The sequence below is a fragment of the Idiomarina sp. H2 genome (genome assembly GCF_004364275.1).
GTDB classification, from domain to species: Bacteria; Pseudomonadota; Gammaproteobacteria; order Enterobacterales; family Alteromonadaceae; genus Idiomarina; species Idiomarina loihiensis.
The window spans coordinates 1-16,456 of the sequence record NZ_SNZY01000007.1 but is presented as its reverse complement, the minus strand read 5'-3'; the positions used below and the strand labels follow the sequence as shown (position 1 = coordinate 16,456).

Below are 16,456 nucleotides of genomic sequence, written 5' to 3'. Positions count from 1 at the left end.
CTTATGACTACACTATTGTGTCAGGATTTCTCTGCGATAAACCGGTAGCCGACACCGGGTTCTGTTTCTATATACTTTGGCTGTGTCGGGTCATCTTTGAGCTTTTTACGTACCTGGCTGACAAAAATACGCAAATAGTGGGTGTCTTCCTGGTGCGTTCGGCCCCAAATTTTCTCCAGCAACTGTTGCTGAGTAACGAGTTTTTGCGGGTGGCTGACTAAGAAATCCAGTAAGGCGTATTCTTTACGGGACAAGTTAACTATTTCGTTTTGCAGAAACACTTTGTGCTGCTCGCGGTCGATGAGTAACTCACCAAAACGAAGCTGGGCTTCTGCTGTGGGTTGTTGATCGGAGAGGTCGCGCAATAAAACATGAATACGCGCCATAAGCTCCCGAATACCAAAGGGTTTGGTCAGGTAGTCGTTAGCTCCGCCTTCCAGTAGTTTCACTTTCTGTAGCTCGTCATCACGCGCTGTCAGCACCAGTACCGGCACCTGGCTCCATTTGCGCAGCTGTCGCATAACCTGATAGCCGTCAGCATCAGGCAGACCTAAGTCCAGAATAACCAAATGCGGGTTCTGGCTGGTAATCTGCTTTATCCCTTGCCCGGCTGTCGCCGCTTCCAGGTAGGTATAACCTTCGGCGGTGAGCGAGGCGCGCATAAAGCGTCGTATCTGTGGTTCGTCATCAATGACTAAAATGCGGGGGCCGTCGGTGCGGGCTTGTGCATTCATGAGACTTCCTCTGTGATGTTGGCGCGTGGTAATTTAATTCGGACAAGGCAGCCATCAGAGCTTTCTTCAATACTTATTTGGCCGTTATGAATGTCGATTATTCCTTTAGCAACGGACAGACCCAGACCGGTTCCGCCAGTGCCTGAGTCTTTCTCGCGCGACGAATAAAAAACATTAAATACAAGCGAGTGCTTACTGGTTTCTATGCCGGGTCCCTGGTCTTGTATGTCGATGACAACAAACTCGTCGATCTCTGACAGAGTTAAAGTAACGGGAGCTGTGTCGCCGGAAAAGCGCATCGCGTTATCAATAACATTAAACAGTGCCTGCTCCAGCAGCGAGGACTGAACCTCAACCATAGCGTGCTGTAAATTATCTTTAACCAGTAACCGTTCTTGTGAAGCAAAGCGCGACAGAGTTTTACTGATAACCGGACGAATATCCTGCACTGCATGAGTCAGACGAATTTCGCCGTGCTGCAGTCGTGTGGCCTGTAACAAGTTTTCGATATAACGATGCAGGCGGTCACTTTCATCCAGCGCACCCTGTAACAGCTCGGCTCGTTCTTGTTCGGGCAAGCGTTCCTGATACGCCTGCAATGTACTTAAATTGCCAATGACGCTGGCCAGCGGGGTTCTCAGATCGTGTGAAACCGATAGCAGAATGTTTGAGCGCAGCTGGGCCTGACGTAAGCTTTCTTTTTGGTTTCTGAACAAGGTGACTAAGTGGCTGGTAATAACGCCCACGGCAATAAATACAATTGCAGTAACCATTTCGTCTATGTCAGTCATGTGCAGCGAATAGCGCGGTTCTGTAAATAAAAAATTAAACAGCAGCAAGGCCAGAACAACGGCAAGTAGTGCCGCGCGAAAATTGGTTAAAAACGCAATAAGCAACACCGCCAGTTGCAGAATGAGCACCGTGCCGGAGGTGGGCAATAACCAGTGATCGAGCAGGTAAGCAAGGCCCGCCGCAGTGCCGGTGATGGCAGCGGACGCCAGGTAACCTAACCACGGCTGTTTACTCATGTTCTAATCTCATGTGCTAGTCCCGCCAGAATTGAGGAAGTAACAATGTTAGCAAAGTAAAGTATTCAAGGCGTCCTAAAATCATTGCTAACGTCAGTACCCAGGTTCCGGTGTCTGATACCGGAATAAAGTTACTGGAAACTTCGCCAAAACCCGGACCAAGTACGTTCAGACACGCCGAAACGGCGGTAAATGCCGAGAAAAAATCCAGCCCGGTCAGCATCAGTATGAGGGTAAGCACCATGGAACTAATTGCGACCATTAGCATAAAGCTCATTACCGCCTGAATCACGTCGTTAGTCACCGCTTTTCCCTGATACACCACTTTCAGAATGGCACGCGGGTGGATGGCCTGCAGCATTTGGTGTTTCAGGATGCGTAAGGTAATGACATTACGGACAAATTTGTTGCCTCCGGCAGTTGACCCCGCGCAGCCGCCCAGGTAACTGGCTGCCACTAAAAAGCCAGCCGTAGCCGCAGGCCAGGCAGAGAGGTCATCGGCACCGTAACCGGTACTGGTCATAAAGGAAACGACATGAAAAACCGCCTGATTCAGAGACTCCCCGAAGGAATGGTGAGTTTGAGCGTTGAATGCCAGAGCGGTAAGAATAACGCTGAAAACGGCCAACGCAATTAAAAACCAGCGAGTTTCCTCGTCTTTCCAGTAGCCACTTATGGCTCTGGCTGTAAACAGTTTATGGTGCAGGGCAAAACTGATAGCCCCCAGAATCATAAACACATCGGCAACTATAAGAATAATTGGTTGCTGAAAGTGGCCCATACTGGCGTCGTAGGGCGAAAACCCGCCGGTTGATACGGTCGTCAGACTATGGGCTATGGCATCGAAAGGAGACATTCCGGCCAACCAGTAACTGCCGGCACAGCCTATTGTCAGGCACAGGTAAACTAACCAGAGGTAACGGCTTGTACTCGCAACACGTGGTGCTAACTTCTCATTTTTAATGGGACCCGGAGTTTCAGCCTTAAGCAGGCGCATGCCACCCACGTTTAGCATGGGAAGAATGGCGACTACAAAAATCACGATACCGAGCCCGCCCATCCATTGCAGAAACTGGCGGTACAGTAAAAAGCTTTTGGGCATTTCATCAAGGCCGGTGAGAATGGTGGCACCGGTGGTGGTCATAGCGCTGACCGACTCAAATACTGCGTCGGTAAAGCTAACCCCGGTAACAGACATAATGGGTAATGCTCCCAGAACGCCTATTAAAATCCAGGTGAATGAAGCGAACGCCAAGGCTTCGCGGAAAAAGATTTTCTTTTGCTCGCCGTTATTAGTGCGTATGAATAGAAAGAGCGCGAGAACAAGGCAGAGCAAAGAGGAATAAATAAAGTCGGTAAAGGTTTTGTCCCTAAAGACAAAAACCGAAAGCAAACCAAAAAAACACTGAATTGAGGCAATCCAGATCATAGGCCAGGTTAATAGGCGCAACGTTGCTTTTAGATTCACTGTAACCTCATGCGAAGAGCCGACTTTTTCTATTACTAAGGGTAATTCTGCAGGGCGTAAAATCTCTATACCGAAAGCGTCTTTAGGCGTAAAATCTGCGTAAAATTAAGGGGGTTATTTTATGGCCAGTATTCAACCGGCACGTAATGAGCATTTAGACGCCGTAACGGCGCTAGAAGCTGTCACTTTCCCCGAAGATGCGATCAGTAAGCGCAGTTTTCGGCGGTTTATTGAGTCGCCTAGCGCCGATTTTCAGGTGTTACTGCTGAACGAAAAGGTCATTGGCTATACCGTTGTCCTGTACCGAAACAATACGAACCTGGCTCGACTCTATGCTCTGGTTGTCGAACAGAACCACCGTAGTAATGGCTATGGTCGCCGTTTGTTGCAAGCTGCAGAAGACCTTGCCGATGAGCGGCATTCTTTGTTTTTACGCACGGAGGTGGCAACCTCTAATACCGTAGGGCAACAGCTGATGAACAGCGAGGGCTTCCGGGCAATAGAGCTCCGTGAAGCCTATTTCCCGCCTTCTGCGTCGCAATCGACAGACGCTCTGGTGCTGCAAAAGCTATTGCCTCGTTATGAAATGGGCGAAGATGCAGGCGTGGGAGCAACCGAAGAATACGTTCCTATGCTGACCCAGTCGACGGAGTTTACCTGCGGCCCCGCAAGCTTGCTAATGGCTATGGACTACTTCGGCCGGCCCAGTAGCGACCCGCAAGCCGAAGAGCTGGAAATTTGGCGTCAGGCGACGACCATTTATATGACCTCCGGGCACGGTGGCTGCGGCCCTCATGGGCTTGCGCGGGCGGCGTTTCAGCGTGGCCTGAAAGTTCGGGTGGAGGTCAATACCGACCAGCCATTATTTGTGGATTCCGTCCGTCAGGAGCAGAAAAAAACGGTTATGCAGCGCATACAGCAGGCCGATATGACCTACCTGGAAAAGCATGGTGTTCCCATTGTTGTACGCGACTATGACGTGACGTTAATAAAAGAGGACTTAAGCCAGGGCTGTCTGGTTATGGTGCTTATCTCTACTTATCAGTTTGACGGTATTAGGGCACCGCATTGGGTCTTAATTTGCGCGGCCGACGATGACTTTATCTACATAAACGACCCCGATTACGACACTTTACCCTGGGAATCTCCTACCGAACGTCAGTATTTACCGGTGCCTATAAGTACCTTCAGCAAAGCCTTTGGCTACGGTGGTCGTAAGCAAAAAGCAGCGGTTGTACTTTCAGCTGATTTAACAACAAAGTGATCAATTCCCCTTGAATTCTGCGTAATTATGCTCAAAGTCATATAACAGTATTAGATGAAAAAGGAATTCTGTATGAGTTCAGCATTTGATGATTTTGAATTAAAAGGCCACAAGCTTGAAAACCGTTTTGTTGTGGCTCCCATGACGCGAACCAGTGCCGACAAGAAAGGCAAGCCAACGGAGTTAATGGGCGAGTATTACGAGCGTTTCGCGAAAGGCGGCTGGAGCATGATCATCAGCGAGGGCGTGTACACAGACCGGCAGGCAAGTCAGGGCTATGAAAATCAGCCGGGCATTACCGACGCCCCACAAACCGACGCCTGGAAAGAAATTGTCGAACGAGTACACAAGCATGACTGCAAGTTTATTATGCAGTTGATGCATGCTGGCGCTCAGTTCCAGCATAATGAATACACAGACACACCCATTGCGCCCAGCGAAATAAAGCCTAAAGGTGAGCCGCTGGACTTGTATGGAAAAACCGATGGCTGGCCCGAAGTGAAAGCCATGGATGAAACGGATTTTGATGCCGTTATGAACGGTTTTGTTGGTTCCGTAAACCGGGCTAAAGAGGCGGGTTTTGACGGGGTTGAGTTGCACGCAGCTAATGGGTACTTACTGAATGAGTTTTTAAGTGACTACTTTAACCAGCGCCCTGACCAGTGGGGCGGAGACATGGCAAAACGCATGCATTTTCTGGAATTAGTGGTTAAGGCTGCGAAATCCGCTGCGGGCGATGACTTCATTGTCGGTGTGCGTTTAAGCCAGATTACCGTAACGGACTCTGATTATCAGTGGCCGGAAGGCGAAGACGCCATGATTAAAGTGGTCAAGGCCATGGAGAAAGCCGGTGTGGATTACATTCACACAACAGATACGGACGTAATGCGTAAGCCATTTAAAGGCGGAAGTAATAAATCATTGGGCGATATTGTGCAGGAGTTTTCGGACATTCCGTTAATTGTAAACGGCGGTATTAGCGAGAAAAACTATGAGCACGTCGCGGGGCATTATCCTAATGCTTTGCTTGCTATGGCGAAAACGTCATTAGCGAATCCGGACTTTCCTATTCGCATTAAGTCTTCCGAGCCAATACGTCAGTTAAATTTTGCCATGCTACAACCAACCGCTACACTTGAGAATGAGTGGAAGTGGCGCGACGAGAACGACGCGCACATTGAACTGGATTAAAGCGAATTTTAAGTAGCGGACAGGAGGTTTCGACTATGAAAAAAGTAGCAGTTATTTTATCCGGCTCCGGTGTTTTTGACGGAGCCGAAGTGAACGAAGCTGTATTAACCTTATTGCACATAGCAAAGCAGGGAGCCAGCTACGAATGCTTTGCACCAGACATTGAACAAATGCACACCATTAACCACCTTAAGGGTGAGGAAAGCGGTGATAAGCGCAATGTTCTGGAAGAGGCGGCGCGCATTACCCGCGGTGAAGTAAAACCTTTAACCGACTTAGATTCGTCTGAGTTTGATGCGTTGATATTGCCGGGCGGTTTTGGTGTTGCCAAAAACTTCTGCGATTTTGCCGTTAAAGGTGCTGATATGACGGTAAATGACCAGGTGTTGAAAGTTGGTAAAGCCTTTGTTGAGGCGAAGAAGCCAGCAGGCTATATGTGTATTTCACCTGTCTTGTTGCCGCACATATACGGAAAAGGTGTGAAAGTCACCATTGGTAACGACGGCGAAGTGGCCAGTGCCATTAACAAAATGGGTGGCGAGCACGTGAACTGTGGTGTTCGCGATATTGTCGTTGATGACAAGCACCAGTTAGTTACCACACCGGCCTATATGCTGGCTGAAAACCTGCCGGATGCCGAAGAGGGCATTCGCAAGCTGGTTGAAAAAGTTTTGTATATGGCGGCCTAATACCTGACTTAACGTCCAATAAATAACCGCTTGAGTGCAGAACTTATAGCACTTAAGCGGTGTCTGAGTTATAGTACACAAGTTACGTAAGTAATAGCTTTGGGGCTGATCTGGATTCGACGGGATACACGAAACCCAAGGTGCATGCCGAGGTGAGGCAGGCCTCGTAAAAAGCCTCAACCTAATAGTTGCAAACGACGACAACTACGCTCTAGCGGCTTAATAACCCGCTAAGCCCATCCCCCGGCGCTTTGTCTGCGAGACCGGACTAGGATGGCTCAAACTAATGTAGACTCGCGTGGAGGCTTTGTCCGGAGCTGAAGCGTTAAAACCAATCGGACTCGTCAGTTGTGAAGCCTGTCAGTCGGCGTCACACTGATTAACTAAATGACTGACTAAGCATGTAGGACCGAGGATGTAGGTATTGCGGACGCGGGTTCAACTCCCGCCAGCTCCACCACATTATTAAATCAGGGCGCTCCAGTAGCGCCCTTTTTTATGCCTAGAGCCCCTTTCATAGAGCCTCTTAAGCTATTTTAGATTCTCAAGTAATCTCACGATATTCCAGGGAAGCCTAACGTTTTTGTATTCCAGGTTGTATTCCTGAGCGATGGGTATACAATCCAGGAATACAACGATTGGAGATTTTGATATGCCACGGCCTGTGACTCCGCTTAACGACAGTCAAATAAAAAAAGCTAAGCCAAAGGAAAAAGACTGTGTTTTTTCTGATGGTGGGGGGCTTCAGTTGCGCATTAGAGCTTCCAGTGGTTCAAAGTTATGGAATTTTAATTACCTGCATCCAGTTACAAAGAAACGTATGAATATGGGGTTGGGGATGTACCCTGAGGTTAGCCTAAAAAAGGCCAGAAGCTTAGCGGAAGAGGCTCGGGCAAAAGTTGCTGAAGGCATAGACCCTAAGCTTTCTAGAGATGAAAGTATTCGGACTCAGCGAACTGAGCAAGAGTCGACTTTACGTAAAGTTGCTGAAGATTGGTTTGAAACTAAGAAAACCAAAGTCACGGATGATTATGCGGATGACATTTGGCGATCACTAGAGCTTCATGTATTCCCAGACTTAGGCAAAAAGCCGATAAATGAAATTACTGCGCCGATGTTTATCCAGGTACTTAAACCGATAGAAAAGTCGGGGCGCTTGGAAACTGTGAAGCGTGTTATTCAACGTGTTAATGAAATCATGGTCTTCGCCACGAATACTGGTGTTATCCAGGCTAATCCCCTAGCTGGAGTGAAAGCAGCTTTTCAGTCGCCCAAAAAGCAGCATTTACCAACAATAGGAAAGGATGAACTACCGGTATTCTTGGATAAACTCCAAAACACTAGCGTCAGTAAGGTTACTAGGCATTTAATTAAATGGCAGTTACTTACGATGGTTCGGCCATCTGAAGCTGCTGGCGCTAGGTGGGAAGAAATTGAAAGGTTAGATAACGGTGAGGTTAATTGGATTATACCGGCTGAACGAATGAAAAAGCGACGTCAGCACATTGTTCCTCTACCGACGCAAGCCATAAAAGTGCTGGATAAAATGAAAGAGATTAGCGGTAACAGAGAGCATATTTTCATTTCAATGAAGAACCCTAACACGCATGTAAACAGTCAAACTGCGAATATGGCGATACGACGCATGGATTATAAAGATAAGCTCGTTAGCCACGGTTTAAGAGCTTTGGCGAGTACTATTCTAAATGAAGAAGGGAAGGATCCTGATCTGATTGAATCTGCGTTGGCGCATACTGACCCTAACCAGATACGCAGTGCTTACAATAGATCTCAGTATTTGGAACGCCGTCGGGAATTGATGCAGTGGTGGGGGGACTATCTTGATGAAGCCTTCCGCGCGGGCATATGAGACGGTATGGGATAAACGAGGGGCTCCTGAGAAGGCGTAGTAGCTCCACCGTGCTTTAATTAGCTTTTACAGCCTTTTTTGTCACAATTTATTTTTTCGTGTGAGTTCACCCAGTGACTTGAGTTTTCTTTAGTGTTGAATCCGCAACCAGTTCTCCCGCCTTTACTTCCTTGATGCACAACTCCGGTTGGTGTGTGTTTTACTGCCATAATTAACCTTCCTATTTTAAGCTTAGTGTTTAACTCTAATGTGAATTTTGTATATAGGTGATATTTTTTGAATGTGCAAACTAAACTCTGGATGAGAGAGGTTAGTGACAATGAAAATTAATTTTTTAGGCTCTATACCGCTTCTTCAACTCTTTCATTGCCGATTCTTGGCAGTCATCAATCTTTTTGCGTAACTTTTCACACGTATCGTTAGCAGTTGAATACTGAAAGCCTTCAATAATTTCTATAGTGCAGAAAAACTTAAGAATCGCCTGTACTTCGTACACTGATTCAATTAGAGAAACATGTTTGCTTTTGTCAATCGGTATCTTAGAGTGAACCGGCAAGCACTGCTAGGATGATCGTTTCAAAACCATCGTAACGGTACAGTGCGAGATGGCCACTCTGGCCAAAATCAATGAGCCACTCTCTAAATTCGACGGGCATATCATTCAGAGGGCGGCCATTTTCGGGTTGATGAGCCAAAACAAGGACGTCCTGGTGGATGTTTTTAACGGCCTCGCGGGCAGCTATCAGAGCCTTGTTTCGCAAAGGTACCTTAGAAATCCAGCACTTATGAAAGGAGGTTAGCGCCTCAACCATAGCCGAACGAATATGCTAATTTAGATCCTCCGGCACAAAGTAAGCAAGGTTTTGGTAAAGCCATGAAGGTAAAAGTGCGTGTGCTAAAGCGTCGTTATACAATGTGTCATGTACTTTGCTGCTTCTGACAAAACTGTTTTTATGGAAATCATAGTAACCAGCCATACTTCCGCTTGGCGTTAAAATGATCACAGCGTCGTTAGTCATCCACGCATAGTTATTACCAAATTGCATCATCGCACGATTGGCAAACGGTACATTTTCTGCAGATAGATCCTGCCCTATTGACGGAGTCCAGGAAGAAACACCCGCAAGCGATATAACAGTCGGTAACAAATCAATTTGACTGACTATTGAATCTATTTTCCTGGGTTTAATAGACCCTCCCAAAATAAGCCCGGGTATATGGAATTTATTAATGGGCACTAATTCGTTGCCGTAGACACGCGTATCATGGTCTGCAACAATTAGAAAAATCGTGTCCTCCCAATATTCACTTCTTTTTGCCTTTTTAATGAATTCACCCAGAGCGAAATCTGCGTATTTAACCGCATTTTCAACCGTATTCTTTGACTTCGAATAGAGCTCAATTGCATTGTCCGGAAACTCAAACGGCTCATGATTGGACGATGTAAAAACTAAACTAAAAAAAGGTTGCCCGATTTTTTCCAGTTCCTTAAATCGCTGATGCGCCGTATTAAATAAATCGCCGTCACTAGCCCCCCAACTGCCCACAAATTGTGGGTTAACAATGTCACCTTGCCCCAGTATTGATTGAAATCCGTTGCCGGTAAAAAAGCTCCCCATATTGTCGAAGTGGGTTTCACCACCGTAAATAAACTCGGTAAAATAGCCTTTACGCGACAACAAATCCGCCGCGGTATAAAAGTTTTGCTGCGATAAAGAGAGTTTTACGGTGCTTCTTGCAGGCGTTGGTAAAAAGCTTGAGATGACCGCCTCAATACCGCGAACCGAGCGAGTTCCTGTCGCGTACAACTGCTTAAACCACCAACCTTCCTGTCGTAACTGTTCAAGATTTGGTGTCACACCAACCCCACCTAAATCTTTAACAAAAGTAGCCCCCAGACTCTCCTCCAAAATAACAACAATATTTTTGGGTTTGTTGTAATTACGGGAGGCGGGATTAAAATGCACTGTTGGGTATTTTTCAGACGGAAAAGTTTTCTCAACTAAGTGAGGTTGTTTTTTCACGGTATTAAGTATCTGATCGATGGGAACCTTACCATACACACTGGCAGCGCTTGCCTCATGACGCATATTATAAATTGCATATTCGACAGAGTAAGCTGAACTAATAACTAAACTATTCACAAGCGCATCAGACGTCACTGCAAAAAAGGCTGGGTTAGCCGGCCGGTGCGCCAGAGTTGAGCGGACACCAGCAAAGACAAGGATCACTAACAACGGCCAGACAACCAGAGAACTGACAACCTTCTTGTTATCGATGGGGGGTGATGTATTCAAGCGCTTCGCTAATTTAGTTAACCCATATAAACAGCCAATCACAACCACGCCGCTTACAAATAACCAGGGTTTAAAACCAGCCCAGAGCATACTAAACACTTCTTTGGGATATTCTAAATATTCAATGAACAAGCGGTTAGGTCGCAAATCGTATTGCATAACAAAAGCTGGCGTTGATATCTCCATAAACGCAATATAGGTAATAGCGATAATCAACCAGATGCTCTGAAGTTTTTGCCATAGCCCCAAACCCCATCGGTTTAGAAATAACGGCGCAAATAACAATAATGGCAGTGTCAGATATCCCATTTGAACAACGTCAGCCCTCAATCCCATCACCATCAGATAGCCAATATTCGCCGCCTCCGTTACACGATCAAACTGCCAGATAAACAGCAGCAGACGGCTGACACTCAAAATGATTAAGCCAAGCGCAAATCCTACAATCAGCGTCTGATAGTGCGCTAAAGACCGCGTCGCTTTTTTTAGCAAAACATTCCACATTAAGAATCCAATCCATTTGTAGCTTTAGTGATGCGATGGATAGTAAAGGGGGAACCTTAAGCTGAACTTAATATTGGTCGTTTAGGATGTATTTTTTTATCGTGACAGGACTCATCATGAAACCAGGCAAAACAGGAGTAATCCGAATACTTCATGCAACGCGGTATTCCATAAAGGGGCTAAAAGCTGCATGGCTTTTTGAAGCCGCATTTCGGCAAGAAGTGTTACTGTTCATTTTATTAGCGCCTATTTTAGTGCTGGCACCGTTGGCGTTAGCAGAGCGGTTGTTAATGTTTTTGTCTCTGTCCGGCTTACTCATTACTGAGTTGCTTAATTCCGCTGTAGAAGCTGTAGTCGACCGTATCGGCGCAGACTTTCATGAGCTTAGCGCGCGAGCGAAAGATATCGCGTCGGCCGCTGTATTTCTTGCGATCATTCAGTTCATCATCGTTTGGGCAGCACTCTTATGCCAGCTTTGAAGATGACAACAACCAGCCAACGTTGGCTGATTACTCTGGTCATTTTTATTGCGGTGTTAACAACGGCAGAATTATTTGATCTCAAATTCCTATTTGCCAATGCACTCTATCGGCTAGAAGGGGGGCAGTGGTCACTTAAACACCACTTCATTACTGAAACCATTTTTCATGAAGGTGCTCGGAATCTCAATCTCATCGCTGTCATTTCGCTACTGGCCTTAACCTTATTCCAGTTTTTTCCGGGAAAAAATAACGCTCAGCGGCGTCGCTATGTGCTGCTGCTCTTATCTATTTTACTGTCTTTTGGCTTGGTTAATTACCTTAAAGCGACTCTGGGGATGGACTGTCCCTGGGATCTGCGTGTATACGGCGGCACCAAACCTTACTTCAGTTTGTGGTCGTTGAATGACAGCCCCTTTAGCTCAGGACGATGCTTTCCGTCGGGGCATTCGAGTATCGGTTTTGCCTGGATCGGGCTTTATTTTTTCTGGCGTAAAAATCAGCCCGTCCTTGCTAATACATCGGCTGTTTTCTCACTTTTTGTTGGCTTCACTCTCGGCTTTGCACAACAACTGCGTGGCGCCCACTTCTTCGTCGACGATATCACTACAGCGTTTATTTGCTGGAGCATCGCGTTACTTATTTTTCATATAGGTGAGCATCATGAAACGACTGACACTTAATTTTTCAATACTGTTAATGGTTGTTGCAACTTGGTTAACCTTTGCCTACTCAGCGCCTTTATTAAACGCTTTGGAGGCTTATGGTGTCCAGTCATTCACACAGTTTAAGTTAATGGTATTCACACTCTGTTTTTATGCTTTTGTGCTGGCCTTAAGCCGGTTTATTAATGCGTTCAAGCCACTGGCGATTGTTTTAATTATTGTGGCTGCGCCGGCCTCATTTTATATGCTGGAATACGGCATTGTTATTGACTCCGACATGCTCATCAATACCATGGAGACCGACCCAGCAGAGGCCGGAGACCAACTTTCTACCAGTTTTTTTATCACCTTAATGGCACTGGGTATCATCCCTTCGTTATTGCTGATGTACATAAAAATCCCCAAAGCAAGAACACTTACACAGATCAAACAAAGTCTTGTTACAGCAGCCTGCTTCTGTTTTTTAGCGGTCGGTATTGTTTATACAAGTTATGACGACTTTGCCTCCTTATTTCGTAACCATCGGGATGTAAAGTATCGGATCGTCCCATTCAATGTCATCTCGGCGAGTGTTTCAGTCATAAGACAAAAACTAGAAAAGCCGGCTCAGTTTACCTCTTTGGGGCAGGACGCGGTGCAAACTAAAACTTCGGCAAAGCCAAAAGTAATGGTTGTCATATTGGGCGAAACAGCGCGTGCAGATCACTTTTCACTGAATGGTTATGAGCGTCCGACAACACCCATGCTTTCCCAGTTAGCAACTTCAGAACCAATCTTGAGCTACAAAGCTGCCATGTCATGCGGCACAGCTACGGCTGTTTCTGTTCCCTGTATGTTCAGTTTTTTAACGGCTGACACTTATTCCAATGCCGCCAGAAATTCCAGTAACGTATTAGATGTTTTAGAAAATGCCGGTATCAAAGCAACCTGGATTGAAAACAACTCCGGGTGCAAGGACGTCTGTAACCGTATTCATACCATTGTGATGGATGAAGATCGGTGCGGAGAAACGGGCTGCTACGACTTTGAGATGCTTGATGACTTGAGCTCCTGGTTACGAAACATCACTCAGGATTCGATTATTGTGCTTCACCAAATGGGTAGTCATGGGCCAGCATATTACAAACGCTCGCCAGAGAAACTCAAACATTTTTTACCAGAGTGTAAAAGCGAGGAATTAACAAACTGCACAAAAGAAGAAATTATTAATGCGTACGACAACAGTTTATTGATAACTGATCGGCTCGTGAGTCAGGCCATTAGGTTATTGAGGAGCCACAAAGAGCTGGAGAGCAGTATGATGTATGTATCCGACCACGGTGAGTCCCTGGGTGATAACGGTATCTACCTGCATGGTTTACCAAATTGGTTAGCGCCCGAGGAGCAACGACATATCCCTTGGATAGTTTGGCCTTCAGAGACATTTGAAATGACGGGGAATAATACAGACGCCAATATTAATCACGATAATTTCTCGCATACTGTATTAGGTTACTTTAATGTAGAAACGTCACTTTATAATGCAAGCCTTGATTTAACCCGTTTAACGAGAGATATGTAAATGCGTCTACTACTCCTTGAAGATGACAAAACCTTGGCAGAAGGTATCATTAAGGGTCTGAATCGTATGGGTTATATGGTCGAACTCGCTATGAATCTGTCGCAAGCGGAAAGTGCCCTTAAAACTGACCAATTCGAACTGGCAATTTTTGATCTTGGCCTGCCTGATGGCAATGCCGTATCCTTGATCAAAAAACTGAGAAAGGCAGGGCAACCCGTTCCTATTGTCGTACTCACCGCCTGGGATGATGTTGATACGAAGGTGCTGGCACTGAATGAGGGCGCCAATGATTACGTAGTAAAGCCGTTTGAGTTACGTGAGTTAGAAGCCCGTGTTCGGGTTCAGGTGCGAAAAGCAAACCTCCAACTCAATGATGTTATAAATTGCGGCGATCTGAGCGTTGATATTGCATCACAACAATGTCGCTTTCAGCGCAAACTAATTAATTTAACCCGGTTAGAATGGATATTACTCAAACAACTCGCGTTGCATGTCGGAAAGATAGTGAGTAAAGAGCAGTTAGAAACTGCATGTTATGGCTGGGATAGCGATAACGAAAGCAATTCGTTAGAGGTCCATATTCACCATTTACGAAAAAAACTGAACCCTAGCCTGATAACCACCATCCGAGGTTTAGGCTATCTGTTAAAAGATGAGTCATCATGAAATTCTGGTCGCTTCGCCGCTCATTGGTTATTGGCATTAACTTAGCTGTAATTGCTGTATTAGTGTTCACAGCTTGGGCTAGCTATCGGGATATTCTGCACGAGTTAGATGAAGTTTTTGATGCGCAACTCGCACAAACCGCAAAGTCGCTGGCAGCATTTTATACACACTCTTCGGAAACTCAGTCTGTACCTAAAAGGATCCCAATATCAAACTACAATGATACCGGTGAAGATGAGTCCGCTAATGAGAGAGGCCCTAGCGGCCATAAGTACGAATCTAAAATCGGCTATCACATATACAACTCTGAAGGTAAATTGCTGGCCTTAACTAATCAGTTGAAGATACTGCCGCTGAAAAATTTAGACGCTGGCTACCATACGTTAGAAAATGATGCGCAGACATGGTTTATCTTTAGTTATTTTTCGAAATCTAAGGGCATTTGGGTGCGTACCTTTCAACGGGAGGATGTACGCAGTGAGCTCAGTGGTTACTTGGCTACAGAACAGCTGTACCCGCTAGTATTGATGTGGGTACCGATAAGCTTAATAATACTCTTTATTGTTTATCTTGTACTGAAACCGGTTAATCGATTCGCCATTCATTTAAGAGCCAGAGCGTTAAACAACCTGTCACCAATTGAGTCAGAACTGCCCAAAGAGTTGATCCCGATAAAGCAGGCAATTAATAAATTATTACATCAAATTAAGATGTTTTCAGAGAGGGAAAAGCGTTTTATTGCTGATGCGTCACATGAGTTACGAACACCGTTAAGCGCAATTCAAGTACATGCGGAAAATATTATTCACGCTGAATCGCTGGAGGATTCCAAACAGTCCGGTAAAGCCATTTTTAGTACCGTAGAGCGCATGTCGCATTTAGTTAATCAACTCTTGCGCTTAAATCGACTGGATAGTTTGGATAAGTCTACTGATTTCTCCGAGATTGAACTCAAAACGCTTGTTTCTGCAGCCATCAACGCTCTCCCCACAAACACGGTCGAGAATTATCAATGGCAAATCGACGCTCCCACAATCAAGATAGCCTGCAATGAAACTTTGATAATAAGCGCGTTGACCAATCTTCTATCCAACGCCATGAAATTTTCACCCGCAGATTCCAAGATACAAATAAATGCAGTTGAAACATCAGAAAGCATTACTATCAAAATAATGGATCAAGGCACCGGAGTACCCACAGAAATGCTTCAGCGAATGGGAGAGCGGCTTTATCGGTTTCAAGGGCATAGTGGAATCGACGGCTCTGGTCTTGGTTTATCCATTACCTCGAAGATAATACAATTGCACGATGGAAAAATATCATTCAACAATATTCATCCAACCGGATTTGCAGTACAAATAGAGCTTCCAAAAAGCACAGTTTTGGAAGCTAAGTTAAATTCATAAGTTAGGCGATAAGAAATAGTTGCCGTCAGGTTGAGTTGTTCGGATCCTGATGATTTAAACTTTACTTCAAGAATAATGTTTAAGTTACCAAGTCGTTAGCTCTAATTTGGCGATTTCTGTACAAATCTCGGCTTACCATCCCTCTCAAATCCACTAAATTTAGCAGTGTCTCTACCAGGTCATTATCAATTCCGTATTGGCGGTGTGCTTCTTTAATAAATAGATCATCAATGTGCATAATACCGTCGTCAATGGTACAAATTTAGGTGCCCGAGCCTTACTGACGGTACTTGCTCGCGAACAGTCTGAAAATTCTCAATGTTTCACGATGTATTGCATGCAATGAACCCGTATCTTTTGTTTTATAAATGTACTACTGCTCTTGGTAGGAGCCAGCAGCTCGTAGTTGCGAACCCTTCTCAAGCGTACTTTTACTGCTTATTGATCTGCCGTTGGTCTTGTCTTCTCCCTATCAATTGTCTCATCCAGCGCAGCAAGATAATTGCTTAACATCTTTAGTGAATGTTTGAGCACATAACTTTAAGCCTTCTACCATCGTAAGGTATGGGAAGAGCTCATCAGCCAACTCATTGACTGTCATTCCTGCTCTTATCGCCATTACAGCAGCTTGAAT

At 45.5% G+C, this 16,456-nt stretch carries 14 protein-coding genes, 1 other RNA gene and 1 pseudogene; 10 read left to right on the top strand and 6 right to left on the bottom strand.

Features of this window, described 5'->3' with window-relative positions; translation table 11 throughout:
* Nucleotides 1-20 precede the first annotated feature (20 nt).
* From DET62_RS09960 to DET62_RS09950, 3 genes are read right to left on the bottom strand one after another with little or no spacing between them, the layout of a single operon-like run.
* The gene (locus tag DET62_RS09960; protein WP_110013798.1) at nt 21-734 is read right to left on the bottom strand and encodes a response regulator transcription factor; all 714 of its coding nucleotides are present in this window, start codon (nt 732-734) and stop codon (nt 21-23) included.
* On the bottom strand, nt 731-1,762 hold the full coding sequence (locus DET62_RS09955) for a DUF4118 domain-containing protein (protein WP_110013797.1): 1,032 nt from the start codon (nt 1,760-1,762) through the stop codon (nt 731-733). The genes DET62_RS09960 and DET62_RS09955 overlap by 4 nt, the downstream gene beginning before the upstream one ends.
* Nucleotides 1,763-1,778: 16 nt before the next feature.
* The gene (locus DET62_RS09950) at nt 1,779-3,230 is read right to left on the bottom strand and encodes a TrkH family potassium uptake protein (protein ID WP_016341364.1); all 1,452 of its coding nucleotides are present in this window, start codon (nt 3,228-3,230) and stop codon (nt 1,779-1,781) included.
* Between the two features lie 121 nt (nt 3,231-3,351).
* Between DET62_RS09950 and DET62_RS09945 the strand changes: the two genes are divergently transcribed.
* The 5 genes from DET62_RS09945 to DET62_RS09925 all read left to right on the top strand — a co-directional run bounded on the left by DET62_RS09945 (nt 3,352) and on the right by DET62_RS09925 (nt 8,244).
* Nucleotides 3,352-4,494: a peptidase C39 family protein gene (locus tag DET62_RS09945; RefSeq protein WP_110013796.1), complete on the top strand. Its 1,143-nt coding sequence runs from the start codon at nt 3,352-3,354 to the stop codon at nt 4,492-4,494.
* A 72-nt stretch (nt 4,495-4,566) separates the two neighbouring features.
* Nucleotides 4,567-5,685: an NADH:flavin oxidoreductase gene (locus DET62_RS09940; protein ID WP_110013795.1), complete on the top strand. Its 1,119-nt coding sequence runs from the start codon at nt 4,567-4,569 to the stop codon at nt 5,683-5,685.
* A gap of 35 nt (nt 5,686-5,720) precedes the next feature.
* Nucleotides 5,721-6,374 carry an isoprenoid biosynthesis glyoxalase ElbB gene (elbB, locus tag DET62_RS09935; RefSeq protein ID WP_110013794.1) on the top strand — a complete coding sequence of 218 codons (654 nt, stop codon included), beginning with the start codon at nt 5,721-5,723 and terminating at the stop codon, nt 6,372-6,374.
* Between the two features lie 101 nt (nt 6,375-6,475).
* Nucleotides 6,476-6,834: a transfer-messenger RNA gene (gene ssrA / locus DET62_RS09930) on the top strand.
* Between the two features lie 192 nt (nt 6,835-7,026).
* The gene (locus DET62_RS09925) at nt 7,027-8,244 is read left to right on the top strand and encodes an integrase domain-containing protein (protein WP_110013793.1); all 1,218 of its coding nucleotides are present in this window, start codon (nt 7,027-7,029) and stop codon (nt 8,242-8,244) included.
* Nucleotides 8,245-8,783: 539 nt separating this feature from the next.
* Here the strand turns inward: DET62_RS09925 and DET62_RS09920 are convergent.
* A complete protein-coding gene (locus DET62_RS09920; protein ID WP_110013792.1) occupies nt 8,784-9,056 on the bottom strand; it encodes a type II toxin-antitoxin system RelE/ParE family toxin in 273 nt (90 codons plus the stop codon).
* A gap of 15 nt (nt 9,057-9,071) precedes the next feature.
* Nucleotides 9,072-11,045 (bottom strand): LTA synthase family protein, encoded by a 1,974-nt coding sequence (locus DET62_RS09915; protein ID WP_011234889.1) that lies wholly within the window; start codon nt 11,043-11,045, stop codon nt 9,072-9,074.
* A gap of 116 nt (nt 11,046-11,161) precedes the next feature.
* Between DET62_RS09915 and DET62_RS09910 the strand changes: the two genes are divergently transcribed.
* From DET62_RS09910 to DET62_RS09890, 5 genes are read left to right on the top strand one after another with little or no spacing between them, the layout of a single operon-like run.
* On the top strand, nt 11,162-11,524 hold the full coding sequence (locus tag DET62_RS09910) for a diacylglycerol kinase (RefSeq protein WP_011234888.1): 363 nt from the start codon (nt 11,162-11,164) through the stop codon (nt 11,522-11,524).
* The gene (locus DET62_RS09905; RefSeq protein WP_110013791.1) at nt 11,512-12,207 is read left to right on the top strand and encodes a phosphatase PAP2 family protein; all 696 of its coding nucleotides are present in this window, start codon (nt 11,512-11,514) and stop codon (nt 12,205-12,207) included. The genes DET62_RS09910 and DET62_RS09905 overlap by 13 nt, the downstream gene beginning before the upstream one ends.
* On the top strand, nt 12,188-13,750 hold the full coding sequence (locus DET62_RS09900) for a phosphoethanolamine--lipid A transferase (protein WP_110013790.1): 1,563 nt from the start codon (nt 12,188-12,190) through the stop codon (nt 13,748-13,750). Before DET62_RS09905 ends, DET62_RS09900 begins: the two co-directional genes overlap by 20 nt.
* Entirely contained in the window at nt 13,751-14,416 is a 666-nt protein-coding gene (locus DET62_RS09895; RefSeq protein ID WP_011234885.1) for a response regulator, read from the top strand.
* On the top strand, nt 14,413-15,822 hold the full coding sequence (locus tag DET62_RS09890; protein WP_110013789.1) for an ATP-binding protein: 1,410 nt from the start codon (nt 14,413-14,415) through the stop codon (nt 15,820-15,822). Before DET62_RS09895 ends, DET62_RS09890 begins: the two co-directional genes overlap by 4 nt.
* A 481-nt stretch (nt 15,823-16,303) precedes the next feature.
* Here the strand turns inward: DET62_RS09890 and DET62_RS09885 are convergent.
* Nucleotides 16,304-16,456: pseudogene (locus tag DET62_RS09885) on the bottom strand (mercuric reductase); the annotation flags it as partial.

Bases quoted from the DNA above. Each gene is read 5' to 3' on its own strand.
- DET62_RS09960 (WP_110013798.1), bottom strand. From the start codon at position 734: ATGAATGCACAAGCCCGCACCGACGGCCCCCGCATTTTAGTCATTGAT.
- DET62_RS09955 (WP_110013797.1), bottom strand. From the start codon at position 1,762: ATGAGTAAACAGCCGTGGTTAGGTTACCTGGCGTCCGCTGCCATCACC.
- DET62_RS09945 (WP_110013796.1), top strand. From the start codon at position 3,352: ATGGCCAGTATTCAACCGGCACGTAATGAGCATTTAGACGCCGTAACG.
- DET62_RS09940 (WP_110013795.1), top strand. From the start codon at position 4,567: ATGAGTTCAGCATTTGATGATTTTGAATTAAAAGGCCACAAGCTTGAA.
- elbB (WP_110013794.1), top strand. From the start codon at position 5,721: ATGAAAAAAGTAGCAGTTATTTTATCCGGCTCCGGTGTTTTTGACGGA.
- DET62_RS09925 (WP_110013793.1), top strand. From the start codon at position 7,027: ATGCCACGGCCTGTGACTCCGCTTAACGACAGTCAAATAAAAAAAGCT.
- DET62_RS09920 (WP_110013792.1), bottom strand. From the start codon at position 9,056: ATGGTTGAGGCGCTAACCTCCTTTCATAAGTGCTGGATTTCTAAGGTA.
- DET62_RS09915 (WP_011234889.1), bottom strand. From the start codon at position 11,045: ATGTGGAATGTTTTGCTAAAAAAAGCGACGCGGTCTTTAGCGCACTAT.
- DET62_RS09910 (WP_011234888.1), top strand. From the start codon at position 11,162: ATGAAACCAGGCAAAACAGGAGTAATCCGAATACTTCATGCAACGCGG.
- DET62_RS09905 (WP_110013791.1), top strand. From the start codon at position 11,512: ATGCCAGCTTTGAAGATGACAACAACCAGCCAACGTTGGCTGATTACT.
- DET62_RS09900 (WP_110013790.1), top strand. From the start codon at position 12,188: ATGAAACGACTGACACTTAATTTTTCAATACTGTTAATGGTTGTTGCA.
- DET62_RS09895 (WP_011234885.1), top strand. From the start codon at position 13,751: ATGCGTCTACTACTCCTTGAAGATGACAAAACCTTGGCAGAAGGTATC.
- DET62_RS09890 (WP_110013789.1), top strand. From the start codon at position 14,413: ATGAAATTCTGGTCGCTTCGCCGCTCATTGGTTATTGGCATTAACTTA.